Here is a 22,884-nt window from a genome sequence, read left to right as displayed (position 1 = left end):
AAGGTTTAGTGCCAAACTTTTCGCCGTCTTTCTGTGGCGGAGCAAGGGGGAACATGGTAAAGTTAACGGAAGAAAACTAGGCATCTGAGGAGGAAACCGGTGAGACCCGAATTTGTATACAATGCCAGACTGGGCATTCCGGTGCCGGAACTGGACCGTTATTGGGAGGATTACCGTGACGAGGACCGCGCCGTCATTCTGGCCGAGTGGGAAGAAATCCGCGGGAGGATCCCCGACCGGATCGTGCAGCTGGAGAGGGATATTATCGCCAGGCAGAGCCGCTTGGACAAGGAAGACCATTTTCCGACGGCCTGCCGGTTAAATTCGGAGATCGCGGAGCTGGCCAGCATTATTAACGATCTTCATATTTGGTATCGGACCCAGCAGGACATCCGCTCCGGGCCTGCTCATCATTAGTTATTTGAGGGCGGCTTGCCCCTCATGGCAGGAAGGCTGACAAAAAACTTAAGGACCATGGTGCGTTTTTATCCGGTTTTATTATATAATATGGGAATGCAAACGGCGGGAGGGATGACGATGAACCGCAGCCTGCTGGAAACCTTCAAGCAGCAGCTTTGGGATCATGAGCCCGGCTTATGCCCGGACAAGCCTTGGAATAAGGAACTGGATGACGAGCTCGCCGGCACCCCGGTGAGTGACCTATATGAAGGAGCGGCCGATGCCGATCCTTACGCTTTATGCGTCAAATCGGGCCTGCACCTGTGGAACGAAAGCCTGAATCGTTCTCATTCCATTTCCCAGGAAGTGGAAAATGCGAGCGGCAGCTATTGGCATGGGATCATGCACCGGATGGAAGGAGACTACGGCAACGCCAAGTACTGGTTCCGCCGTGTCGGCGACCACCCCGTTTATGTCTCGTTAGCCCGGGAAGCCATTCAGGCGGCGGCAGGCCGATTGGATGACCGTCTTGTGGGCTCCGGCGGACCTTGGGACCCTTACCGGATGGTGGATCTGGTGGAGAAGTGGCGCGACCAACCGGAAGCGCCGGAAGCGCAAGCCCTCCGTTCCATTCAGAGACGAGAAATGGCTCTTCTGCTAGATTATGTGTACCGGAGAAGCACCGGGGGAGCGGAAGGGTGAGACGCGCCGGCAGCTCTCTGGATTATCCCAGGCATCCCTTTGGGCTCATGTACCGGGTTTACCGGTTTGTCCTGCCTTCGGTCCGGGCCTCGCTTAAGCAGTGGAGAGATGAGGCGGAGCGGATCCCGGATGAGGAGCTCCGGCGGCAGGCACTGGCCAGTCTCGCGACCAAGGCCTTCCACTGCCAGGGAGGAGCGGTCTACGCGGCCGCCGGGCTTCATGCGCGTCATGATCTGATTCCGCTCATCGTCGCTTTCCAGACCATCAGTGACTACCTGGATAACCTGTGCGACCGGAGCACATCGCTCGATCCCGAGGATTTCCGAAGCCTGCATGAGGCCATGCTGGATGCGGTGGATCCGGAACGCGTACCCGGGGATTACTATGCTTTCCGGTCAGAGAAGGAAGACGGCGGCTACCTCCGGCACCTGGTGGAAACCTGCAGGCAGTGCATCGGTCGGCTTCCGTCTTACAGCAAGGTTCAAGCGCCGGTTATCCGGCTGGTCCGGTTATATGCAGAGCTGCAGGTCCACAAGCATATCCGCCGCGACCTGAGGGAGCAGGCCCTTCTTCAATGGTGGGAGAGGCACAAAGCGGAGGTTCCCGGCATTTACTGGAATGAATTTGCCGCAGCCGCCGGCTCCACCCTCGGTGTGTTTTTGTATTTCCTGGCGGCGGCGGACCCCGATTTTCCGGAGGAGGAAGCGAACGTTATTCTGGGGGCCTATTTTCCTTATGTTTGCGCCCTTCATATTCTTCTGGATTATTTGATCGACCAGGAAGAGGACCGCGCCGGGGGAGATTTGAACTTTTGTTTCTATTACCGGGACATGGAGGAGACGGCCGCCCGCGTGGCGGAGGTAGCCGAACGGGCCAAAGAACGAATTGACGGCCTGAAGGCGCCTGCTTTTCACCGGATGATTATAGAAGGCTTGCTTGCGCTCTATCTGTCGGACCCTAAGGTTAAGAAACAATACGAGGTCCGCCGGATTTCCAGAGCTTTAATGAAGAACAGCCCGTTAACCCGGGTCTTTTTCTGGGTCAACAGCATGTGGATCCGGTCTATTGTCAAGTAACAAGGAGGAAGAATGTAAGATGTCTGTTAAATCGATTGCCGTATTAACGAGCGGAGGCGACTCCCAGGGAATGAACGCCGCGGTTCGCGCCGTGGTTCGAAGTGCACTTTTTCACAATTTGGAAGTCTATGCCGTGCAGCGGGGCTACTACGGGCTGATCCATGATGATATCCGCAAGATGGACCTGCGCAGCGTGGGCGATATTATTCAGCGGGGAGGAACCATCCTTCAAACCGCCCGCTGCAAAGAGATGATAACGCCGGAAGGCCAGCAGACGGCTGCCGACAATCTCCGCAAGCGGGGGATCGACGCTCTTGTCGTCATCGGCGGGGACGGCTCCTACCAAGGCGCCAATAAGCTGAGCAAGCTCGGGATCCGGACTATGGGCCTGCCGGGCACGATCGATAACGATATCTCGTTCACCGACTTTACCATCGGCTTCGATACCGCAGTCAGCATAGTGGTGGACGCCATCAACAAGCTCCGCGACACGATGACCTCCCACGAGCGTTCCTCGCTGGTAGAAGTCATGGGACGTCACTGCGGGGATATCGCCCTGTACTCCGGACTGGCGAGCGGAGCGGAGACCATTCTTGTTCCGGAGGTTCCTTATAACCTGGAGGAAGTCGCGAACCGTATGAAAGAGAACTTCCAATCCGGCAAACGCCACAGTATCATCATCGTGGCCGAAGGAGCCGGCAAGGGAGAGGATATCGCCCGGGAGCTGTATGAGCACAATAACATCGACCCGAGGGTGACCGTGCTCGGCCACATTCAGCGGGGAGGAACGCCGACTCACAACGACCGGATTCTGGCAAGCCGGCTTGGAGACTTTGCCGTGCGCCGTCTCTTGGAAGGCGACTCCGGCAAAGCCTGCGGAATTATCCGCGGCGAGCTCGTGGCTACGGATATCGACTTGGTGGTCAACACGAAGAAAGAATTCAACATGGAGCTGTATAACCTGGGCCTTCGTCTGTCCCAATAATCCCCTACGAAAACCGCACAAAGGCCCGCCGCTTGAACCGCGACAGGGCCTTTGTGCTTAGAGTGGGGCGGAGTTCCGGCCGGCTTAGTAGCCGGCTCCGTAATCCACGGTATTTCGCAAGGCTTCTCCCTTAAGGAAGCGCCGGACATTGTCGTAATAAATCCCGGCGAGCCTTTCTACATAATGGGGGGAGTTTCCCGAGACATGGGGTGTCAGGAGCACCTGCTCCATTTCCCAGAAGGGGGAATCCTCCGGCAGGGGCTCCTCCTCGAATACATCGAGCGCGGCGCCGGCAATCCACTTCTCGTTCAGGGCTTGAATCAATGCGGATTCGTCTACGACTTCGCCGCGGCCCAGGTTGATGAAGTAGGCGTTGATTTTCATGCGCTGAAATTGCTCAAGCCCCAAAAGTTTTTCGGTTTCCGCTGTTTTGGGCAGAAGGGATACGACATAATCGCTTTCTCGCAGCAGACGGGTAAGCCCTTCTTGACCGGTCAGCGTTACGTCATACTCGGGGCTGTCCCCGCCCGACCGGTTATAGCCGTAGACGGTCATTCCGAAAGCCTTCGCCTTTTGGGCGATGGCCTTGCCGATGCTTCCGGTCCCCAAGATGCCGACGGTTTGGCCATGGAGTTCGCCGGTCGGGACGCGGCGGGCCCAACGCTTCTCCTGCTGGCTGCGGTCGAACTCCCGGAACCGCCTCGCCCAGTACAGCATGGCGCCAAGGGCATGCTCGCTCATTTGAATGGAGTGGACGCCGCTTGCGTTGGTTAACACAATGTTTCTGTCGGCCAGCGCTTCAAGGGGGACCATATCGACGCCGGCGGATGACACCTGTACCCATTTTAGCTTGGGGGCCGCATCCAGGAGTTGATCTTGGAGACGGTACGAGGTAAGCAGCCCCTCGGTTTCCCCCAGGTGAGGGAGGGCCTCCTCGGCTTTTCGGTACCAAGTAAACTCTACCTGGTCCGTAAGGTCGCGGGGCCAGTTATCAACTAGCGGAGTAAGGTCCATATTGGTGACGGCCGTTAATCTGATCATAGCGGATTCTCCTGACTGAAAGTGTAAAGGCTGGCAGCGGTCAAGACTGCGGGGCCCCGACGGCCGATTCCAGCGCTTCCAGAATTTCGGATGTGGGGCGGTTTCCCTTACGGGCGTAGGCAATCTTCCCGTCCAATCCTATTACGTAAACGATGCGGTTCTGGCCGATCAGGCCAAAAAGAAAGTTCCCTACGTCATAGCTTTTGTTGATTTCTCCATCGGAATCGGACAACAAGGGGAAGTCGTAGCCGTGATGGCGGGCAAACTTCTCGTGCTGCTGAAGGGAGCCTTGGTTGACCCCGAGGACAAGCGCGTGGTAGCGGGCGTACTGCTGCTTGGAGTCACGGACGGCGCATAGCTGCTTCGTGCAGATCGGCGTCTCGTTCTTCGGATAGAAGATAAGCACGATCGGCTGCCTGCCTATGTATGGCTTAAGATCGATCTTTCCTTGTGTACTCTCCGCTTGAAAAGAGGGAGCGGTATCGCCGACTTGGAGCATAGCCTAACCTCCCATTCTTATATGGATTTAGGTGCTTACCTATATAGTACAGCTATTTCTATCCGGATGAAACCAAATAAGCCGAAACCCGGCAGAGGAGGACCCGTTATGTTCCTGTACAAGCTTGAGATTGTTCTGAAAGACCAAACCGTCTATTTGGTCGTCCTGGCCGAATCGGACGAGAAAGCGTTTCAGTCCCTGGAGGGGCAGCTGGCCCGCCACTTCATACGGACCCCCGAGGTCCTGGAGGCGGCGATCGTCGAGAAGAAGCGCGCCGATAAGGGAGCCGGTTATGTTATTGAAACCAAAGCTTAGAGGAGGAATACGACGATGAACATTTTTATTCTAGCGGGAAGCAACCGCAAGGACGCCACAAGCACGCAAATCTGCCGTTACCTGGAGAAAGAGCTGCAGGCCCGCGACTGCGCGACGGTCTTCTTCGACCTGTACGAAAAGCCGGTTTCCTTCTATACGCCGGAGGGCTATCCGGAGGGGGATGCCAACCTGACGGAGATGAAGAAAGCGGCGGCCGCGGCGGATGCCATTATTCTGGCAACGCCCGAATATCACGGGGGCATGTCAGGCGTGCTGAAGAACGCCCTGGACCATATGGGCGGGGCCGAGTTCGATTCCAAGGCCGTTCTGTCCGTCAGCTCGGCCGGGGGAGCCGTTGGGGTAAGCTCCTTGCAGCAGATGCAGGTTCTGGTCCGCAATGTGCACGGAATCAATTCGCCGGAATGGATCTCGATTGGCGGGGACCAGCGGGAGTTCGACTCATCCGGAGAGCCGGCAAGCGTTGCCGTTAAGGAGCGCGCCATACGGGCGCTGAATTATTTCCTCCAGTTGGCCGGTCAATTGAAGAAGGAAGCGTAAATCCGTTTCCTCAAGGGAGAGAGAACTCTATCAAGCGGGGTTCTCTCTTTCGTACATTCCCGCGAAGCGAAACGGGCCAAGCGCCAATAACCGGGCTGAGGCTCAGGGACGAAGCCGGAAAAGCGTCAACCAACGGGGTTGAGGAGGAGAGGAATTAGGGATCCCTACAGCAAAAGGGCGCCTTCCACTAGGGGAGGCGCCCTTTTGCTGCAGGATTATGGGCTTCCGATAGCCGAACGGCCGGTTGATTCGAACCGTTGCAATCCGGCGGGAAGGGAGTTACGGCTTGTAATTTACGTCAGGGGTATACGAATTTCCGGCATTCCACAGAAGGAATTCATTGATTCCGTTGTCTTTCAGGGCGCGGATCTGTTCCTCCACCTCGTGCTTGCCGTATTTGATGTGCCCGGGGATCCAGGTGGCGGTAAAGTCTTGAATCCAGGGCCGGTTGATCGGCTTATTCGTTCCAAGCGGCTCCAGCTTCTTGTGGATGTCGATGCTGGCCCCGTTGATTGTCTTGTAAGGCTCGGCATCCGGCACCTTGGCGCCGAACCAGCCGGCCGTGTAATGGCTCGGGTAAATCATCGGGCAGATAACGTCGACGTTCTGGGATATCTTGCTGAAGTCCTGGCCGATTCCGGCTGCCGGTGCGGAAGCCGCGTAGCCGAAAATATCCACGGAAACCCGGACGCCAAGCGGATTAAGCTGTTCTCTCGCATATTTGACGAATTCCGACACGGCTTGCAGCCGGGTGCGGTCGTCTTTTACGTATTTGAGTTTGTCCGCCCGGGTTTCGAAGCCCTCGGGGAAACGGACGTAATCGAATTCGATTTCCTTGAAGCCGGCCTTCACCGCCTCCTTGGCGACCGTGAGGTTATACTCCCATACGTCCTTGCTGTACGGGTTAACGAAGCCGTCTCCCTTGCCGTTCAGCCAGAGGGAGCCGTCGGGGTTGACGTAAGACAGCTCCGGTTTCTTCTTCGCGAGAATCGTATCCTTGAAGACCACGATCCGGGCAATCGGATAGATGTCATGCTCCTTAAGAGTGGCCATTACCTTCGGAAGATCGGCGATGTATTTCTGTTCCGCACCGGTTGCCGCCAGTTCAGGGTTGCCGGTTAAATACGTTATGTATCCGTTGTCGTCCTTAATATCGATAACCATAGAATTTAGTTCCGTATCGTCCAACAGCTTGACCAGAGAGCTGAACCGGGCCCCGCCCGCACTGTGGGCCGTTGAATAGATGCCTTTGATAACGGGAGCATCCTTCTGGGGGTCCTGCTTGTTAACAGGCATTAAATAGTCATCGGATGAGCCGCCTTGCGCCGGCTGGGTGACAGGAGGCGGAGGGGTAAGGGATGCCGTCACGACTTGATCCAGAGTGGCTTGAGGGCTCGCAGCGGTAACGCTTCCCCAGGCCATAAGCAGAGCTGCCAAAATTGATTCCATTTTCTTCTCTCTCCCATTTTATCTTCTCTTTAGCTATTGCGGCCGACGAAACTCCTGACCATAAAAAGGAATAAAAAGACAGTTCTTATTCTTTTAAACCGGAAACGGCTCCATGACGCACAATGGTATCATTATAAAGGACTTGGGACTTGAAGAACACAGGTATTTTGGCATATGTTGCTTATGTCATCTACTAGTTGAAGTTTGGCAGGGTTTTGCTATAGTTAGAGGGTCGGCCTGCCAGGCGGGTCTACCCCATCCCCAAAGAAGAGAAGGAAACCCATTGAACAACCAGACCCATCTTTTGCGCGGCCTTAACTTTTTCTTTTTTGCCACCCAATCTATCCTGCTGCCGCTGCTTCCGTTATACTTTGCTCTGCGCGGGTTTACCAACCAGGAGATCGGCCTCTTTATGATGATCGGCCCGTTCGTTGCCGTCTTCGCCCAACCGATGTGGGGCTATTTGAGCGACCGTCTCCAATCGATCAAATGGATTATCTTTACCCTGTGGTCGTTAACGATCGCCTCGAGCTTCGGGCTGTTTTTCGCCGCCGGCTATTCGGCGACGTTACTATTCGTGCTCCTGCTCTATTTCTTTATGCTTCCGGCCACCCCTTTGCTCGACAGCCTCAACATCCGGATGGCGATGGAACGGGGCTTGTCCTACGGCTCTATCCGGATGTGGGGCTCTGTCGGCTTTCTGCTCCTGGCCGCCGGAACCGGATCGCTTCTCCCGCTGTTCGGCGGGGTGGCGAATATCGGGGTGATGTATTGGCTGCTGTGGATAGTTCCCATGATTCTGATGCTGTTCCTGAAGGATAAGCCGGCCGCTGGCCCCCGGCTTACGTGGGCCTCCATGAAGGCGGTCTTTCATAACCGGACGTTTCTGTGGTTTCTGGTTATGGTCTTCCTTATTACCATTCCCCATCGCATGAACGATGCGTTATTCGGCCTGTACCTGCAGTCCCTGGGGGCGAGCCCGGGAATGATAAGCTTGGCCTGGGCTCTTGCGGCGGCAGGGGAGATCCCCACCTTTGCGCTGCTGGGGCGCTACATGAACCGGTATCACGAGCTGGCGGTACTCGGGCTGGTTTCGGTTCTCTACACAATCCGCTGGCTGCTGTATGCTTACATCCACGACCCTTGGGTGCTTGTGTTCCTGCAGCTGACCCACAGCGTCACCTACGCCGTGTTCTGGCTTGTCGCGGTCCAATATGCGGTACGCCTTATTCCGGAAGAGCTTCGTTCCACGGGGCAGGCCTTGCTGTCCGCCGTCTTCTTGGGACTCGCCGGCATTACGGGAGGCTTCGTAGGGGGCTGGTTCCAGGATGAATACGGCGGGACGGGAATGTACCTGTTCGGCACCGTCCTTACGGCGATCTCCGCCGTTCTGTTTCTTGTGACTCATGCACGCCAGAGGAAGAGATAACGGAGGGGCCGCTCCCCGGCATCCGTTCCGCAAAAAAAAGACGCCTCAGTGGAGACAGGCGTCTTTTTGGTGTTCAGAAATACTGAATTGAATAATCTCAAGTGCGTCTTCCTCTTCCAAAGCGTCGATCCCGTTGACCAGGACGATGTCCGAGTCCAATTCGTTCTTCTTGAGGAAGGGATACATTTGAGGGGTTAATTTCATAACAATGCTGGCCAGTTTTACGGTTTCCACAAACATCACCCTCCCAATCGTATTTTCTTGCGAAAAAGAATTGGAACGCCAGTGGCTGCTGCAGCTAAACCAGTACGGGGCAAATATGAAATTACCCTCTTATTATAACATATATCCGTGAAAATGTTAGGGAACCATGGTCTAATTTGTGCGGCGAAATTCTCCAATAATGCCAACCGTTTCGACAATATTGACAAAGGCCTTGGGGTCGTTCTCCAGCACGATCTTCTTCAGTTCGGCGAGCTCGTAGCGGGTCGTGACCGTCATCAGCATGTCATGCTCCTGCTTGGAAAAAGCCCCTTCGGTCTTGATAAGCGTCACCCCTCGGTGCTGCAGCAGCCGTTGAACGAGCTTTTCTTTGTTGCGGGTAACGATGAAGGCCGTCACCTTGATATGACGGATATGGATCATATCCATCACCTTGCCGGTAATGTACATGGAGAGCATGGAATATAAAGCCAGGCTCCAGTCACCTTTATAATACCCCAATGCCAGAATCACTAAACCGTTCAGTCCGAACAATACCATGCCGAGAGGGAAGTCCCGGTTGCGCGTTAGAATCGAGCCGATAATGTCGAAGCCTCCCGTCGATCCCCCCGCCCGGAGGGAAAGACCTGTGGCAATGCCGATTAGAACGGCGCCGAAAACGGAGCCGAGAATGGTGTCCGGGGTAATCGTTCTCTCAGGGATCAGCTGCATGAACCAGCTGGTGGCGAATACGGAGATGGCGCTCAGCAAGACGAACCGCCGGCCGATGACCATCATCCCCCAGATCATAACGGGAATGTTGATGACCAGGTAGATCATCCCGATATTCAAGCCGGTGAAGTAGCCGATGATCATGGCGATCCCCGAAAGGCCGCCGGTAATCAGCTGATGGGGGATGAGCAGCAGGTTAAAGCCTACAGTCAGAAGGACGGCACTGAGTAGGATAGCCAGTACGCTCCAAATGTTCTTCATGTTTACACCTCTAAGTTAGTTTGGCCCTCTATGTATAATTCATCCCCGGGACACAAAGCAAAACACCTCTTATCAAAAAAGAGGTGTTTGTTGGAATCCCGGAATTATCTCCTTCTTTTGGAGAAGGAGCCGGAACGTGTGCTCGTGCTTGGTTTGCTTGATTTGTAGGACGGGGTAGAGCCGTCGCTTTTGCGGACCGAGGAGCTGCTTCCCGTGGAAGGCTTGGAGCTCGTCGATCCCGAGCTTCCCGACCCGGTCTTGAAGCTGCCAGAGCTGCCCGAGCTGCTTGAGCTGCCCGAGGAACTGTCGGAAGAGCCTGGCGTCGTCGGCTTCGTGTTGAAGCTGCCCGAGCGGTCCGTCGTATCCGGCTTCTTAACATCAGGAGAGGAGTACGGGGACTTGTAAGAGCCACCCGAACCGCTGCTGCTCGGCGGGACCTTGCTATAGCCGCGGTAATCCTTGTAGCCTCCGCCTCCGCTGAACCATCCGCCTCCGAAGAGGGATTGGATAATGGAAGCCGTCAGATAGCCCTGCAGGAAGGAGCTGTCATAGTGATTTTTGGCGTATTCGATCGTACTGATCTCGACCAGGGTGTTCTTCTCTTCGACCGGATCCTTCTGAACTTGAATCAGTTTATCGTCATAGGCAAGAAACATCTGGTCCGGACTTTCCTTGCTGATTTCGTCCGGCTTCTCTTCCTTGGCCAGCTCTTTGGCGACCGTCGGGACATCTTTGCCTTCAACGGAATAAATTTTGGATGAATCCTTGCCCTTGCCCTGAACGTCCACCAGCGGGTAGTTGTCCTTGACATAGCTGCTCGCATTGGAACAGCCGAAGATCAGAGAAAGGACAAGAAGGCAGGCAATCCAAGCCGGCCAACGCTTCATGTGACTTTCACCTCCTGAGGCCGCTTACTTGGCGGACCTCATGAATTTGACATCGCTCGGAGGGACGCGCGTGCCCTGCATGGCCACGAATTTGCCGTCCTGCCATTGAAGGAAGAAGTAACGGTCCTCCGTTCCAAAATAACGCCAGAACAAGGCTTCGTCCCCCGTCCGGAAATCCGTATTCCCTTCCGTACGGGTGATGTCGTTCTGGTGATTCTCGAGCTCATAATGATCCTCACCGTCTACATCGAGGCGGGTCGGTACATTCGCGGGATCGTCCAGCGCCCCTTCCACGAATTCGCATAGAAAGCAATCGTAGCTGCGCCCTTTCTCGACGAGCAGGCAGGAGATGTTCCGCCCGTTCTGTACATAATAAGCAAAGCGGTGCGGGGCGTATCCCCGGTCAAAATAGACTACTTTTCCCGTCACCACATACTCCTCCAAATCCACATTGACGATGTCGCCGATCGACGAGCCTTCGAGGGGATGAACGGAGGGGGCGGCGGCCGGCGTCTCTTTGCGGCTGCGCATAATATCTCCGATTCTTTTAAATATGGACATGTTCAACGCTCCCTGTAAGCCGAAATAATGGATGATTCGTTAATCTTACCATACACCTTAGCTGTGTACAGTTCTATACGCATTTAGCGTTCTTTCGGTTTCGTTTCTTGACGGATTCGAAAATTTTGCGGCCAAACTGGCGTTGAATTATGGAAATGTGTTATACTACGTAGTGATGTTCTTAAGTACGGCGGTATTTTCCTGCTGAACAGGGAAATGCTTTTTTGGTGTGAATCGATTCGGTGTTCAGATGGATACTATATATTCTGTATAGGAATAGGAGTCGCACTTAAGGGTATAAAGAGATATGGGTGATTCACCTTACCCGACAAGTAAAGGAGAATGAAGACATTTGAAAACATTTAACGAGTTCGGCCTGGAGCCGAAGGTCCTGCGTGCCATTACCGAGATGGGGTTCGAGGAATCCACTCCGATCCAGGAGAAAACCATCCCGCTTGCCATGGAAGGAAAAGATTTGATTGGACAGGCCCAGACCGGTACGGGAAAAACAGCTGCATTCGGCGTGCCGCTCATTCACAAGATCCAGCCTACGGAAGAGAAGATTGTGGCCCTCATCATGTGTCCTACCCGGGAACTGGCGATCCAGGTTGCTGAAGAGATCAGCAAGCTTGGACGGTTCAAAGGAATCCGTTCCCTGCCTATCTACGGCGGTCAGGATATCGTCAAGCAGATCCGTGCCCTGAAGAAGAAGCCTCAGATTATTATCGGAACCCCTGGACGTCTTCTTGACCACATCAACCGTAAAACGATCAAGCTCGACGATGTTCAGACGGTTATTCTGGACGAAGCGGACGAAATGCTCGACATGGGCTTCATGGAAGATATCCAGTCGATTCTGAAGCTTGTTCCGGAAGATCGCCACACGATGCTGTTCTCGGCTACGATGCCGGCGAACATCCAGCGCCTTGCCCAGCAGTTCCTGCGGAATCCGGAGCATGTTTCCGTCATTCCTAAGCAGGTAAGCGCGCCTCTTATCCAGCAGGCTTACATCGAGATGCACGAGAAGCAGAAGTTCGAAGGCTTGTGCCGTCTCCTCGACATGGAAGCGCCTGAGCTTGCTATCATCTTCGGACGCACGAAGCGCCGGGTCGACGAGCTGTCGGAAGCTCTGCAGAAGCGCGGTTATCCGGCCGAAGGGCTGCATGGGGATCTGTCCCAGAATCAGCGTGACAACGTCATGCGCAAGTTCCGCGACGGCAGCATCGACGTGCTGGTAGCGACGGACGTAGCGGCACGCGGGCTCGATGTGTCGGGCGTAACCCATGTCGTGAACTTCGACCTTCCACAGGATCCGGAAAGCTACGTTCACCGTATCGGCCGTACGGGACGGGCCGGGAAAGAAGGAACCGCTTGGACCTTCGTTACCCCTCGCGAGATTGATCACCTTCACTTCATCGAGAAGATTACGCGCCACAAAATTCCGAAGAAGCCTCTGCCAAGCTTGGCGGAAGCCATCGAAGGAAAGCAGAAGGCAACAGCCGAGCGTATCATCGACATCCTTCAGAACGACGAGAACCACGAGTTCAAGGGAGTGGCGATTCAGCTGTTGGAGCAGTATGATTCCGTCAATCTTCTGGCTGCGGCCATGAAGCTGCTTACCGGGGACAAGAAGGAAGTGGCCGTCGAGCTTACTCCGGAAGATCCGTTGCGGGCCAAGAAGCGCCGTCCGGATGTCCGTTCTGCAGGCAGACGCCCAGGCGGATCCTACGGATCGAGAGACGGACGCGGCGGCAGCCGCTACGGTTCCGGCGGATCGGGAGGCTCAGGCTATGGCGGGTCGAGACCGCGCCGCGACAGCCGGGACGGCGGAGGCAGCCGTGACAACCGCGGATCTGACCGTCCGTCCGGATCAAAAGACAGCTGGGGTTACTCTCGTGACCGCAACAGTACACGCTCCCGGGACACCTACGAATAAGCCGAGCGAATAAGCCAATAAGAGAAGCGGGTCCGAAAGGATCCGCTTTTTTATTTACGGGGGACTCGGGTTTGCAGTTAACCGAAGGATGACGTTGGATCATCGGATGCCGCAGGGGATGCCAGACGGCACAAAATAGGCTATAATGGAGTCACGTACCGAATGAAAACGATTAACCGTCAGCGGGACGAGCCTCGTCCGCGACTGGTCCGGTTTATTACGCACACGTCTGAAGGAGGAAACGGTTTTGGAATTTCGCGGCATCATGGGTGGGTTTTACCGGATTTCCGAATGGATCATGAGATTATCGGTTATCAACGTACTTTGGGTGGTGTGCTCGCTTCCCTTCTTCTTCCTGCTGGCCTCGGCCCTGCTGAATCCGGAAATCACGGCCAGCACGGACCTGGTTCTGCAGTCTCTTATTCTCATCGCCATTGTGGCTCCTTTTACGCTGGTGCCGGCATCGGCCGCCATGTTCACGGTAGCCCGCAAATGGACGACGGGAGAAGAGGACGCGCCCCTGTTCAAAACTTTCTTCAAGGGCTATAAGGAAAACTACCTGCAGAGTATGCTGGGCGGTCTGGTATACCTGGCGATCGGCGGGATCCTCGTCGTCAATTACCGCTTCTACGGCACCCAGGGAGGCACGCTCGGGCTTGTATCGATATTGTTTATCGTGCTGTTCGTGCTCTTGATCGCCTCGTTCTTCAATTTCCTGTCGATCACGGTGCATTTTCATATGAAATTTTTCCAGATCATCAAGAACAGCCTGCTCATTACGATCGGCAACCCTGTTAACTCGCTCTTTATCCTGTTGTCGAACGGGCTGATCCTATACTTCAGCACCCGGTTCACGTTCCTCATTCCCTTCTTCATGGGTAGCCTCATGGCCGTGGTCTCGTTCTGGTACTTCCACCGCAGCTTCGTCCGCATGCAGGAGAAGATGGAGAAGATGGAGCTGGCCAAAGCGGAAGCGGAGGCCCAGAAGGGGGAAGACAGCAGCCAGCCGGAAGGGCTGGAGGAACGCTCCTTGACCGATCGTTATCCCGATGCCCCTGACAGGGAAGAAAGCGGTCCGCAAGGCGACAAGAAAGCCTAACCAGCTTTCCCAGCAATCCGATTTGCCTTTCGCGGCAGCAGACCTTATAATAGAGATATCGAAAGTAACTCCTGCGATGTTCGTAACGGTTTTTAGTTGTTTTGAACCAATGACTAGTTTCCGGGAGACCTATATTGCGGCGCGGCTGACATGCCCTCGAAAGGGGACCTCAAAACCGCCGCTGCGGACACCCACCTGCGAGAGCGGGTTTGAAACGCATAAATCGGACGGCATTCGCGGGTTTACCTCTTACAATCAAAGATCCCTGTTAGTTCTTGAGATAGCTGGCAAGCTCTCCTGACCTGGCAGGGATATTTTTGTGTCAGGGGGTAAATACATATAAGGAGCCATTCCCATAACCGGTCTCGAGGAGGAGAAACGAATCATGCGGATCTTTATTGACAGCGCCAATGTGGAAGAAGTCCGGCAAGCCTTCGAGCTTGGGGTCATATCCGGGATTACCACCAATCCCTCGCTCATTGCAAAGGAAGGCAGAGATTTCGTAGGAACCATTCGGGAAATGATAGCCATTGTCGGGGATTTGCCCTTAAGCGCAGAAGTGGTGAGCCTTCAAGCGGAGGAAATGGTGGAGCAGGGCAAGAAGCTCGCGGCTCTCGGAGAGGGAATCGTGGTCAAGATTCCGATGACGGAGGAAGGCCTGAAAGCGACGAACCGCTTGGCCAAGGAAGGAATCAAGACCAACGTGACGCTTATCTTCTCGTCTCCCCAAGCCATTCTGGCGGCACGGGCGGGAGCGACGTATGTGTCTCCTTTCATCGGGCGGCTGGACGATATCAACCAGATCGGGATGAACCTGATTCAGGAAGTGAGCCAGATTTTCCAAGTCCACGAGCTGCCGACCCAGATCATTTCGGCCAGCATCCGGCATACGGCCCACGTGATCGAGGCGGCTTCCCTCGGGGCGCATATCGCCACGCTGCCCTTCAAGGTCATCCAGCAGATGGTCCGTCACCCGTTAACGGATGCGGGCATCAAGAAGTTCATGGACGATTGGGACAAGGCCGGCTCCAATCTGGGCTCCATCTAGAACCGGAGTGCGGCAGCACGTTTGGTTAAGGAACACCCTCATGCCGAGGGTGTTTTTTTTGGTTTATCCCGGGAAGAGGAAGCGGGACACGGCAAAAAACCCGCAAGTGGCCGGAGCCTATTGCGGGCGGATGGAGGCGCGGCTCCCGGCGAGGAAGCCAACCCCGGGGAGGGTCCCATTCGGAGGAGGGGCCGTTAAGCCTGCCTCGCCAGTCCGGTCAGCCGGTGGAAGCTGTCCTTCAGGATAGGGTACAGGCTGCGGTAGACGGCGTAGTACGGCTCATAGCGCGCCTGGTGGTCCGGGTTCGGCTCCACCCGGTCGACGACCTGGATCCACTCCTCGCACAGCTCGGAGACGTCCCGCTTAAGAACGCCGGAAGCCGCCATAACGGCCGCTCCGTAAGCGGGTCCGTCGGTGGAGTTAACCGTCACGACGGGGTAGCCGAAAACATCGGCGATCATCTGGCGCCAGAACCGGCTGCGGGCTCCGCCGCCGTTAACCCTAAGCTCGGTGATTTCCACGGAGGATTCCTTCATGAGCTCCAGGGAATCCCGGAGCCCGAAGGTGATTCCCTCCATAACGGCCCGGGTTAAGTGAGCTTTCGTGTGGCGCAGATTCAGCCCGATGAAACCGCCGCGTGCCTCGGGATCGGGATGCGGCGTGCGTTCGCCCGTCAGGTAGGGGAGGAAGACCAGCCCTTCGCTGCCTATCGGGGCTTCCGCCGCCAGCTCCGTCAAGTATTCGTAGACATCGCGGTTGTCCCGTGCCGCCAGCTGCAGCTCCTCATAGGCGAAGTGGTTCTTCCACCACTGCAGGGAACCGCCCGCGGCCAGCATGACGCCCATGCGGTGCCACTTGCCCGGCACGCCGTGGCAGAAGGCGTGCAGCCGGCGCTCCGGGTCGGGCTCGTACGTCTCGTCGTGAACGAACACGACACCCGACGTGCCGAGCGCGACGCTCGCAATGCCCGGCTTCACGACGCCGACGCCGACGGCGCCGCACGCCTGGTCGCCGCCGCCGGCGACCACCGGCGTGCCCTCGCGGAGGCCGGTGCGGGCCGCCGCTTCGCCCGTCAGCTGCCCGGCGACTTCGTTGCTCTCGTATAGGGGGGGAAGCCATTCCATCGGAAGGCCGAGCTTCTCCACCACTTCCCGAGACCAACGGCGTCCGGCTACGTCCAGAAGCAGCGTTCCGCTCGCGTCGGCCATGTCCATGCCGAACGCTCCCGTCAGCTGCAGGCGGACGTAGTCTTTGGGCAGCAGGAGATGGGCGGTGCGGCGGTAGTTCTCCGGCTCTTCCTCGCGGAGCCAGACCGCCTTGGGCGCCGTGAAGCCCGTCAGCGCCTTGTTTCCGGTCAGCTCGCCGAGCTTCTCCGGACCGACGGTCCGTTCGATCCACTCGCACTGCCGGGAGGTGCGCTGGTCGCACCACAAGAGAGCGGGGCGGACAACAGTCCGATCCGCATCGAGAAAGACGGAGCCGTGCATCTGGCCCGAGAGGCCCACTCCGGCGACTTCGCCGCCGTCCACCCCGCTAAGCTCCAGCAGAGCGCGGATGCAGCGGGACGTGGCCTGCCACCAGTCCTCCGGATGCTGCTCCGCCCAGCCGGGATGCGGCTGCAATAGAGGATACTCCTCGCTGCGGCTTGCTTTTACCTTTCCATGATCATCGACGAGAATGCATTTGACCGCCGACGTTCCCAAATCGATACCAAGAAAATAGGCCATGACCTTCACCTCATAGATTAGTTGTCCTTTTTTGTTATAATGTATTCTAGCAGCAGGGTGGAAATCCTGCTAACTTTGTAAAAACAATTAACAAAGGGTGGGCAAACGGTGCAAAAGCCTTTCGCAGGGGACCATTCCCTGCTCAAATCCATAAACCTGACGAGCCTGCTGGATCTGATCCGGCGGAAGGCTCCGATCTCGCGGGCGGAGCTCGCCAAGTCCACCCGATTGACACGGGCCACCGTCTCGACTCTGGTCGAGGAGCTGATCGCGCGGCACCTGGTGGTGGAAACCGGAACGGGGGAATCCAGTGGAGGTCGCCGTCCGACCATGCTGGAGATTAACCGGAACGCGGGCTATATCGCCGGGGTGGACCTGCGGGCGAAGGATCTGCTGGTGCTGGCGGTCAACCTGCAGGGGGAACCGGTTCTAAAGCGGACGGAGGAGTATGAACGGCCTCAGGATGAGGAGCATACGCGGAAGCAGCTGACGGCTCTCATCGGGGAAATCCGAAACGAGCTCCCGCTAAGCCCACTCGGCCTATGCGGGGTGGGAGTCGGCATTCACGGCTTCGTCGGGCATCCCGGAGGAGAGATTCTCTTCGTCCCCCACTTCGGATGGAAGCGGCTTGCTTGGAAGGAGGCGCTCGAGAAGGAATGGAGGGTCCCCGTCTGGATCGACAATGAAGCCAATTTGGCCGCCCTGGGTGAGCTCGAAAGCGGGGCGGCAGCCGACTGCTCCGACATGCTTTATGTCAGCGTGGGGGCGGGAATCGGGGGAGGCTTGATCCTCGACCGGAACATTTTCCGCGGGTCGCACGGGTATGCCGGAGAGATCGGCCACACGACGATCGAAAGAGGCGGGCGGCTGTGCACCTGCGGCAACCGGGGCTGTTGGGAAATGTATGCTTCGGAGAAAGCGTTGGCCGAAAGCCTGGGGCTCCGCTACAAGCCTGGGGTGACTGCTGAGGTGACCCGGAGGCTTCAGGAAGGGGATGCGGAGGCGCGGGAGGCCATAAGAGACATCGGGGGCAGCCTGGCCGTGGGCATCGGCAATCTGATTAACACCTTCAACCCCCAGATGGTCGTCCTCGGGAACGCCATCGCCTTCTACCGGAGCTGGCTCGAAGAGGTGATGGCAAGCTCCATGCGGAGCCGGTTTCCCTTCCGGTCGGGGGAAGCGGTGGAAATCCGTTACTCGGAGCTCGGGGAGGAAGCCTGCGCGCGGGGGGCGGCTTTTATGGGGATTCGGGAAATGATGAAAAGGGTGTAAGGAGGGGCGGTATGTTCGCTGAGGAAAGGCTTGTCCGGATTGTAGAAATCGTCAACCGGCAGGGCAAAGTGACGGTAGCGGAGCTTAGCGAAGCGCTTGACGTGTCCCCGGTAACCGTCCGCCGGGATTTGGAACGGCTGGAGGAGGAGAAGCTGCTGCGGCGCACCCATGGCGGAGCGATGGCGGCCCGGGGGCTGCTGAGGGAAGCGGCCCACGAGAAATCCTTTTCCGAGAAAGAAGAGGCCTTTGCGGCGGAAAAGGAACGAATAGCGGCCGCGGCGGCGGCTCTTGTACAGGAAGAGGAAGCGCTTCTGCTGACGCCGGGGACGACCAATATGTTTCTTATCCGCAAGCTGGCGGACAAGCGGCGGCTAACGGTCGTCACCAACGCGTCCAATCTCCCCGCCCTTGTTCCACCGGGAAACGAATGGGAAGTCCTGCTGATCGGAGGGAAAATGAGGCCCAAATCCTTCGCCCTGGTTGGTCCGCTTGCAGAACGGTCTCTGGACGAGGTACGGGTGGACAAGCTCTTTCTCGGGGTGGACGGCTTTCACATGAAAGACGGCCTGTCGACGCCAAGCCTGGAGGAAGCGAGCGTGAACCGGCGGATGATCTCCATCGCCCAGCAGGTCATCGTCGTGGCCGATCACAGCAAGTTCGGCAAAGTGACATTCGGCCGCATCGCCTCGCTGGATTCGGTTCACACGGTTATTACCGACCGGCTTCTATCGAAGGCGGACCGGGAAGCCTTGGAGGAGAGAGGCATCGAAGTGATTCTCGTCTAACCCTTAGATTGCCACGGTTTGCCTGCAAACGCTGATCGGCCAAGGGGGCACACAAAAAACCATTGCCACCTCGGTCCCAATCCGATACAATTGAAATGAAAGTAAATGATCATTAATTATCATAAACGAAAACATTTAACCATTATGAACAGGGCGGTGTTGAGGATGGCCGATTTGTCAGTTCTCAAGAACAAATTTGTGGAGAGGTACGGAGGCTCCGAAGAGGGGATCCGGGTGTTTTTTGCTCCGGGCCGTGTAAATTTGATCGGGGAGCATACGGATTACAACGGAGGCTACGTTTTTCCCGCTGCGCTTACCTTCGGGACGACGATGCTCCTCCGCAAGCGGGAGGATCAAACCATCCGCTTCGCTTCCGAAAATTTCCCTGTATCGGGAGACGTTCACTTGGCGCAAGCCAAAAATGTGAAGGAAGACGATTGGATCAACTACCCGAAGGCCGTGCTGGTGCACCTGGGCAAGAGAGGCTATACCTTTGGAGGCTACGACGTCTTGTATCTGGGAGAAATTCCGAACGGGGCGGGGCTGTCCTCTTCGGCTTCCATCCAGCTCGTCACCGCCTTCGGCTTCATGACGATGGAGAATCACAAGATCGATAAGGTGGAGCTCGCGCTTGTCGCCCAGGAATCCGAGAACCAGTTCATGGGGGTTAACTGCGGCATCATGGACCAGTTTACGGTCGCGATGGGCGAGAAGGACCATGCCGTTCTGCTGAAATGCAACACGCTGGAATACGAGCAGGTCCCCTTTGAGAGCCAGGGGTACAAAATCGTCATCGGCAACACGAACAAGCGCCGCGGACTGGTGGACTCCGAATATAACGCAAGAAGGTCGCAGTGCGAGCAGGCGGTCGGTTACCTCAAAGCGAAGTTCCCGGATTTAACGCTACTGGGCGAGCTTACGCTGGAGCAGTTCGAGGCCAATGAATCCCTTATTCCGGATGAAACGGTCCGCAAGCGGGCGCGTCACGTGATCGAAGAGAACGACCGGGTACTCCGCTCCGTAGAGGCTCTCAAAAAACGGGATCTCGAGGAATTCGGACGGCTGATGATCGCTTCGCATAACTCGCTGCGCGACCTCTATGAGGTGACCTGCAGGGAGCTCGACGTGATGGTGGAGGAGGCTTTAAAGGCCGAGGGCGTGCTGGGCTCCCGGATGACCGGAGCGGGCTTCGGCGGATGTACGGTATCTCTTGTCCATGGCGATCATGTTCAGGGCTTTATCGAGCAAGTCGGCAAGGCTTATGCGGACCGTACCGATTTCCAAGGGGACTTTTATGTCGGAGAGATCGGCAACGGGGTTATGGAGCTTACCCGATAAGGAGGAAAAAGCAATGGCGGTACTGGTAACGGGAGGAGCCGGTTACATCGGTTCCCATATGGTAGCGGCGCTTCTTGATCATAACGAGGAGGTTGTAGTGGTTGACAACCTTCAGCAGGGCCACCGGCAGGCGGTGCTTGGCGGAAAGCTGTATCAAGGAGATTTGCGGGATGCCGATTTTCTCGAAACGGTTTTCCGGGAGAACGAGATCGATTCCGTGATTCACTTCGCAGCCAATTCCCTCGTGGGGGAAAGCATGAAGCTTCCCGGAAAATATTATCACAATAACGTATACGGAACCTTGTGCCTGCTTGAGAAAATGCAGGAGCACGGCGTACACCGGATCGTCTTCTCCTCTACAGCGGCCACCTATGGGGAGCCGGAGCGGGTTCCGATCCAAGAAGACGACCGTACGCTTCCGACGAATGCCTATGGCGAAACGAAGCTGGCCATGGAGAAGATGATGAGATGGTTCGATACGGCACACGGAATCAAGTACGTTTCCCTGCGTTATTTCAACGCAGCGGGAGCTCATGAAAGCGGCCGGATCGGAGAGGATCACTCCCCGGAAACGCACCTTATTCCGCTTATCCTTCAAGTGCCCCTCGGCCAGCGTGAATTCATCTCGATATATGGCGATGATTACGCGACGGAAGACGGAACCTGCATCCGGGATTACCTGCATGTTTCGGACTTGGCCGACGCTCATATTCTGGCCCTTAAGAGACTGAGGGAAGGCGGAGAAAGCGCCGTCTATAACCTCGGCAGCGGGCAGGGTTTCTCGGTTAAGCAGATGATTGATGTAGCGCGCCGGGTGACGGGCCATGCGATTCCGGCTAAGGTGGAAGCCCGCCGCGCGGGAGATCCGGCGGTCCTGATCGCTTCCTCCGAGAAGGCGAAGAAAGAGCTCGGCTGGACGCCGAAACGGGACAGCCTGGAGCAAATCATCGAGACGGCCTGGAACTGGCACCGCAGCCATCCGGACGGATACGGAGACGGGAAGTAGAGAGAGGAGAATCGTCCGTGGAAAGCTTGGACATTAAACGGGAGATTGCCCGTTTGGTTCGTTTTGCGGAGCAGCGCGGCATGATCGAAAGGGAAGACCGCATTCCGGCGACGAATGCCCTTCTTGACCTTCTTCAGGTCGAGGAGCCTTTTGCCGGAAAGCTTCCGGATGAGCAGCTGGAGAGCCCGGTGGAAATTCTGGACCGGATTCTCGATTACGCCGCAGCGCAGGGTCTGATGACCGAGAACACCACGACCCGGCGGGACTTGCTCGACGCCCGCCTGATGGGTCTGCTGATGCCCCGGCAGTCGGAGGTGGCCCGTCGGTTCTGGCGGACCGCGGAAGAGGAATCCATCGAGAAGGCGACGGATGATTATTACCGCCTCTCCATGGACTCCAATTACATCCGCATGGACCGCATCCGTAACAACCTCTATTGGAGAACGCCGACGCCTTACGGGGAGCTCGAGATTACTATCAATCTGTCCAAGCCGGAGAAGGATCCCAAGGACATTGCGGCCGAAAGGGCCCTGCCCCAGAGCCAGTATCCGAAATGCCTTCTCTGCCTGGAGAATGTAGGCTATGCCGGCCGGCTGAACCATCCGGCCCGCCAGAATCACCGGGTCATTCCGCTACGGCTCGACGGGGCGCCTTGGTATCTGCAGTATTCCCCGTATGTGTACTACAACGAGCACAGCATCGTGTTCAGCGAAGCCCATACCCCTATGCAGATCAGCCGGCAGTCGTTTGTCCGCCTGCTGGATTTCGTCCGCTCGTTTCCTCATTATTTCATCGGCTCGAACGCGGATCTGCCGATTGTGGGCGGCTCCATCCTGAGCCATGACCATTTCCAGGGCGGCCGACACCGGTTTCCGATGGAGCTTGCCCCCGTGGAGGCCGTTTTCACTCATCCCGGCTTCCCGGCGGTAAAAGCCGGCCTCGTCCATTGGCCAATGTCGGTTATCCGGCTGGCTGCGGACGACAAGGAACCGCTTGTGGAGCTTGCGGACCGTCTGCTGTCCGGTTGGAGAGCCTACAGCGACGAATCCGTCGGCATCCGCTCCCATTCGGAGATTGAGGGCACGCCGGTGCCCCATAATACGATCACCCCGATTGCGAGACGTAACCAGGACGGGCAGTACGAGCTTGATCTCGTTCTGCGCAATAACCGGACCTCGGAGGAGCATCCGCTTGGTATCTTTCATCCTCATGCGGATCTCCACCATGTAAAGAAAGAGAACATCGGTTTAATCGAGGTCATGGGCCTCGCTGTGCTTCCCGGCAGACTGAAGGAAGAGCTGGAAGCGATCTCCGATTACCTGACCGGCGGCAAGAGCGATTGGGAGGGCTTGCAGAGTCCGGAGCATCCGCTTCACCAGCATGCTCCCTGGATCCGAACCCTTGTCGAGCGCTTTGGAACCGGGCTGGAGCGGGAACAAGCCCGTCAGGTGCTGCAGGATGAGATCGGAGGAATCTTCCTGCGTGTTCTGATGGACGCGGGAGTATACAAACGTAACGAAGAAGGAAACGAGGCTTTCCGCCGTTTTATGACGGAGATGGGCTTTCACTAATTCGAAT

General features: G+C 56.6%; 23 protein-coding genes and 1 other RNA gene. 16 read left to right on the top strand and 8 right to left on the bottom strand.

The features are described 5' to 3' along the window. The first annotated feature begins 99 nt into the window (after positions 1 to 99). From MJA45_RS19320 to pfkA, 4 genes are all read left to right on the top strand, one after another. On the top strand, positions 100 to 417 hold the full coding sequence (locus MJA45_RS19320; protein ID WP_315603533.1) for a hypothetical protein: 318 nt from the start codon (positions 100 to 102) through the stop codon (positions 415 to 417). A gap of 90 nt (positions 418 to 507) precedes the next feature. Further along, positions 508 to 1,101: a hypothetical protein gene (locus MJA45_RS19315; RefSeq protein WP_315603532.1), complete on the top strand. Its 594-nt coding sequence runs from the start codon at positions 508 to 510 to the stop codon at positions 1,099 to 1,101. Positions 1,102 to 1,148: 47 nt separating this feature from the next. Further along, positions 1,149 to 2,177, top strand: coding sequence for a tetraprenyl-beta-curcumene synthase family protein (locus MJA45_RS19310; RefSeq protein ID WP_315608064.1), 1,029 nt, complete (start codon positions 1,149 to 1,151; stop codon positions 2,175 to 2,177). Positions 2,178 to 2,196: 19 nt separating this feature from the next. Next, positions 2,197 to 3,162: a 6-phosphofructokinase gene (pfkA, locus tag MJA45_RS19305; RefSeq protein ID WP_315603531.1), complete on the top strand. Its 966-nt coding sequence runs from the start codon at positions 2,197 to 2,199 to the stop codon at positions 3,160 to 3,162. 84 nt (positions 3,163 to 3,246) lie between these two features. On the opposite strand, the gene MJA45_RS19300 is transcribed toward pfkA, so the two are convergent. Then, positions 3,247 to 4,203 carry a D-2-hydroxyacid dehydrogenase gene (locus tag MJA45_RS19300; protein WP_315603530.1) on the bottom strand — a complete coding sequence of 319 codons (957 nt, stop codon included), beginning with the start codon at positions 4,201 to 4,203 and terminating at the stop codon, positions 3,247 to 3,249. 40 nt (positions 4,204 to 4,243) lie between these two features. Further along, positions 4,244 to 4,702: a peroxiredoxin gene (locus MJA45_RS19295; protein ID WP_315603529.1), complete on the bottom strand. Its 459-nt coding sequence runs from the start codon at positions 4,700 to 4,702 to the stop codon at positions 4,244 to 4,246. Between the two features lie 108 nt (positions 4,703 to 4,810). Between MJA45_RS19295 and MJA45_RS19290 the strand changes: the two genes are divergently transcribed. Continuing rightward, positions 4,811 to 5,017: a DUF3906 family protein gene (locus MJA45_RS19290; RefSeq protein WP_315603528.1), complete on the top strand. Its 207-nt coding sequence runs from the start codon at positions 4,811 to 4,813 to the stop codon at positions 5,015 to 5,017. A 15-nt stretch (positions 5,018 to 5,032) separates the two neighbouring features. Further along, positions 5,033 to 5,575 (top strand): NADPH-dependent FMN reductase, encoded by a 543-nt coding sequence (locus tag MJA45_RS19285; protein ID WP_315603527.1) that lies wholly within the window; start codon positions 5,033 to 5,035, stop codon positions 5,573 to 5,575. 279 nt (positions 5,576 to 5,854) lie between these two features. Here the strand turns inward: MJA45_RS19285 and MJA45_RS19280 are convergent, their stop codons facing one another. Then, complete coding sequence (locus MJA45_RS19280) at positions 5,855 to 7,024, bottom strand: putative glycoside hydrolase (protein WP_315603526.1); 1,170 nt, start codon at positions 7,022 to 7,024, stop codon at positions 5,855 to 5,857. 283 nt (positions 7,025 to 7,307) lie between these two features. Between MJA45_RS19280 and MJA45_RS19275 the strand changes: the two genes are divergently transcribed. Then, positions 7,308 to 8,453: an MFS transporter gene (locus MJA45_RS19275; protein WP_315603525.1), complete on the top strand. Its 1,146-nt coding sequence runs from the start codon at positions 7,308 to 7,310 to the stop codon at positions 8,451 to 8,453. A 45-nt stretch (positions 8,454 to 8,498) separates the two neighbouring features. Here MJA45_RS19275 and MJA45_RS19270 read toward each other — a convergent pair whose 3' ends face one another. The 4 genes from MJA45_RS19270 to MJA45_RS19255 form a co-directional block, all read right to left on the bottom strand. Next, positions 8,499 to 8,693, bottom strand: coding sequence for a hypothetical protein (locus MJA45_RS19270; protein ID WP_315608063.1), 195 nt, complete (start codon positions 8,691 to 8,693; stop codon positions 8,499 to 8,501). A 135-nt stretch (positions 8,694 to 8,828) separates the two neighbouring features. Continuing rightward, positions 8,829 to 9,647: a YitT family protein gene (locus MJA45_RS19265; protein ID WP_315603524.1), complete on the bottom strand. Its 819-nt coding sequence runs from the start codon at positions 9,645 to 9,647 to the stop codon at positions 8,829 to 8,831. Positions 9,648 to 9,751: 104 nt separating this feature from the next. Next, positions 9,752 to 10,534: a DUF4247 domain-containing protein gene (locus MJA45_RS19260; protein ID WP_315603523.1), complete on the bottom strand. Its 783-nt coding sequence runs from the start codon at positions 10,532 to 10,534 to the stop codon at positions 9,752 to 9,754. Positions 10,535 to 10,558: 24 nt separating this feature from the next. Further along, positions 10,559 to 11,095 carry a DUF4178 domain-containing protein gene (locus MJA45_RS19255; protein WP_315603522.1) on the bottom strand — a complete coding sequence of 179 codons (537 nt, stop codon included), beginning with the start codon at positions 11,093 to 11,095 and terminating at the stop codon, positions 10,559 to 10,561. A 352-nt stretch (positions 11,096 to 11,447) separates the two neighbouring features. Here MJA45_RS19255 and MJA45_RS19250 point away from each other — a divergent pair, with 352 nt between their 5' ends. From MJA45_RS19250 to fsa, 4 genes are all read left to right on the top strand, one after another. Continuing rightward, the gene (locus tag MJA45_RS19250) at positions 11,448 to 13,031 is read left to right on the top strand and encodes a degradosome RNA helicase CshA (protein WP_315603521.1); all 1,584 of its coding nucleotides are present in this window, start codon (positions 11,448 to 11,450) and stop codon (positions 13,029 to 13,031) included. Positions 13,032 to 13,278: 247 nt separating this feature from the next. Continuing rightward, a complete protein-coding gene (locus MJA45_RS19245) occupies positions 13,279 to 14,130 on the top strand; it encodes a YesL family protein (protein WP_315603520.1) in 852 nt (283 codons plus the stop codon). Positions 14,131 to 14,195: 65 nt separating this feature from the next. Beyond that, positions 14,196 to 14,377, top strand: a non-coding RNA gene (ssrS, locus tag MJA45_RS19240) — 6S RNA. Positions 14,378 to 14,515: 138 nt separating this feature from the next. Next, positions 14,516 to 15,178 carry a fructose-6-phosphate aldolase gene (gene fsa / locus MJA45_RS19235; protein ID WP_315603519.1) on the top strand — a complete coding sequence of 221 codons (663 nt, stop codon included), beginning with the start codon at positions 14,516 to 14,518 and terminating at the stop codon, positions 15,176 to 15,178. A gap of 194 nt (positions 15,179 to 15,372) precedes the next feature. Here fsa and xylB read toward each other — a convergent pair whose 3' ends face one another. Next, positions 15,373 to 16,905 (bottom strand): xylulokinase, encoded by a 1,533-nt coding sequence (gene xylB, locus MJA45_RS19230; RefSeq protein ID WP_315603518.1) that lies wholly within the window; start codon positions 16,903 to 16,905, stop codon positions 15,373 to 15,375. A 108-nt stretch (positions 16,906 to 17,013) separates the two neighbouring features. On the opposite strand from xylB, the gene MJA45_RS19225 reads away from it, so the two are divergent. From MJA45_RS19225 to MJA45_RS19205, 5 genes are all read left to right on the top strand, one after another. After that, positions 17,014 to 18,177: an ROK family protein gene (locus MJA45_RS19225; protein WP_315603517.1), complete on the top strand. Its 1,164-nt coding sequence runs from the start codon at positions 17,014 to 17,016 to the stop codon at positions 18,175 to 18,177. Positions 18,178 to 18,188: 11 nt separating this feature from the next. Then, positions 18,189 to 18,962 (top strand): DeoR/GlpR family DNA-binding transcription regulator, encoded by a 774-nt coding sequence (locus MJA45_RS19220; RefSeq protein ID WP_315603516.1) that lies wholly within the window; start codon positions 18,189 to 18,191, stop codon positions 18,960 to 18,962. Between the two features lie 165 nt (positions 18,963 to 19,127). Next, positions 19,128 to 20,300, top strand: coding sequence for a galactokinase (locus MJA45_RS19215; protein ID WP_315603515.1), 1,173 nt, complete (start codon positions 19,128 to 19,130; stop codon positions 20,298 to 20,300). 13 nt (positions 20,301 to 20,313) lie between these two features. Beyond that, the gene (galE, locus tag MJA45_RS19210; RefSeq protein WP_315603514.1) at positions 20,314 to 21,306 is read left to right on the top strand and encodes a UDP-glucose 4-epimerase GalE; all 993 of its coding nucleotides are present in this window, start codon (positions 20,314 to 20,316) and stop codon (positions 21,304 to 21,306) included. Between the two features lie 17 nt (positions 21,307 to 21,323). Next, positions 21,324 to 22,877, top strand: coding sequence for a UDP-glucose--hexose-1-phosphate uridylyltransferase (locus tag MJA45_RS19205; protein WP_315603513.1), 1,554 nt, complete (start codon positions 21,324 to 21,326; stop codon positions 22,875 to 22,877). Positions 22,878 to 22,884 lie beyond the last annotated feature (7 nt).

The sequence above is a fragment of the Paenibacillus aurantius genome, from assembly GCF_032268605.1.
Taxonomy (GTDB): Bacteria; Bacillota; Bacilli; order Paenibacillales; family NBRC-103111; genus Paenibacillus_AO; species Paenibacillus_AO aurantius.
The sequence above is the reverse complement of the archived record's forward strand: the minus strand, read 5'-3'. Positions and strand labels throughout refer to the sequence as shown.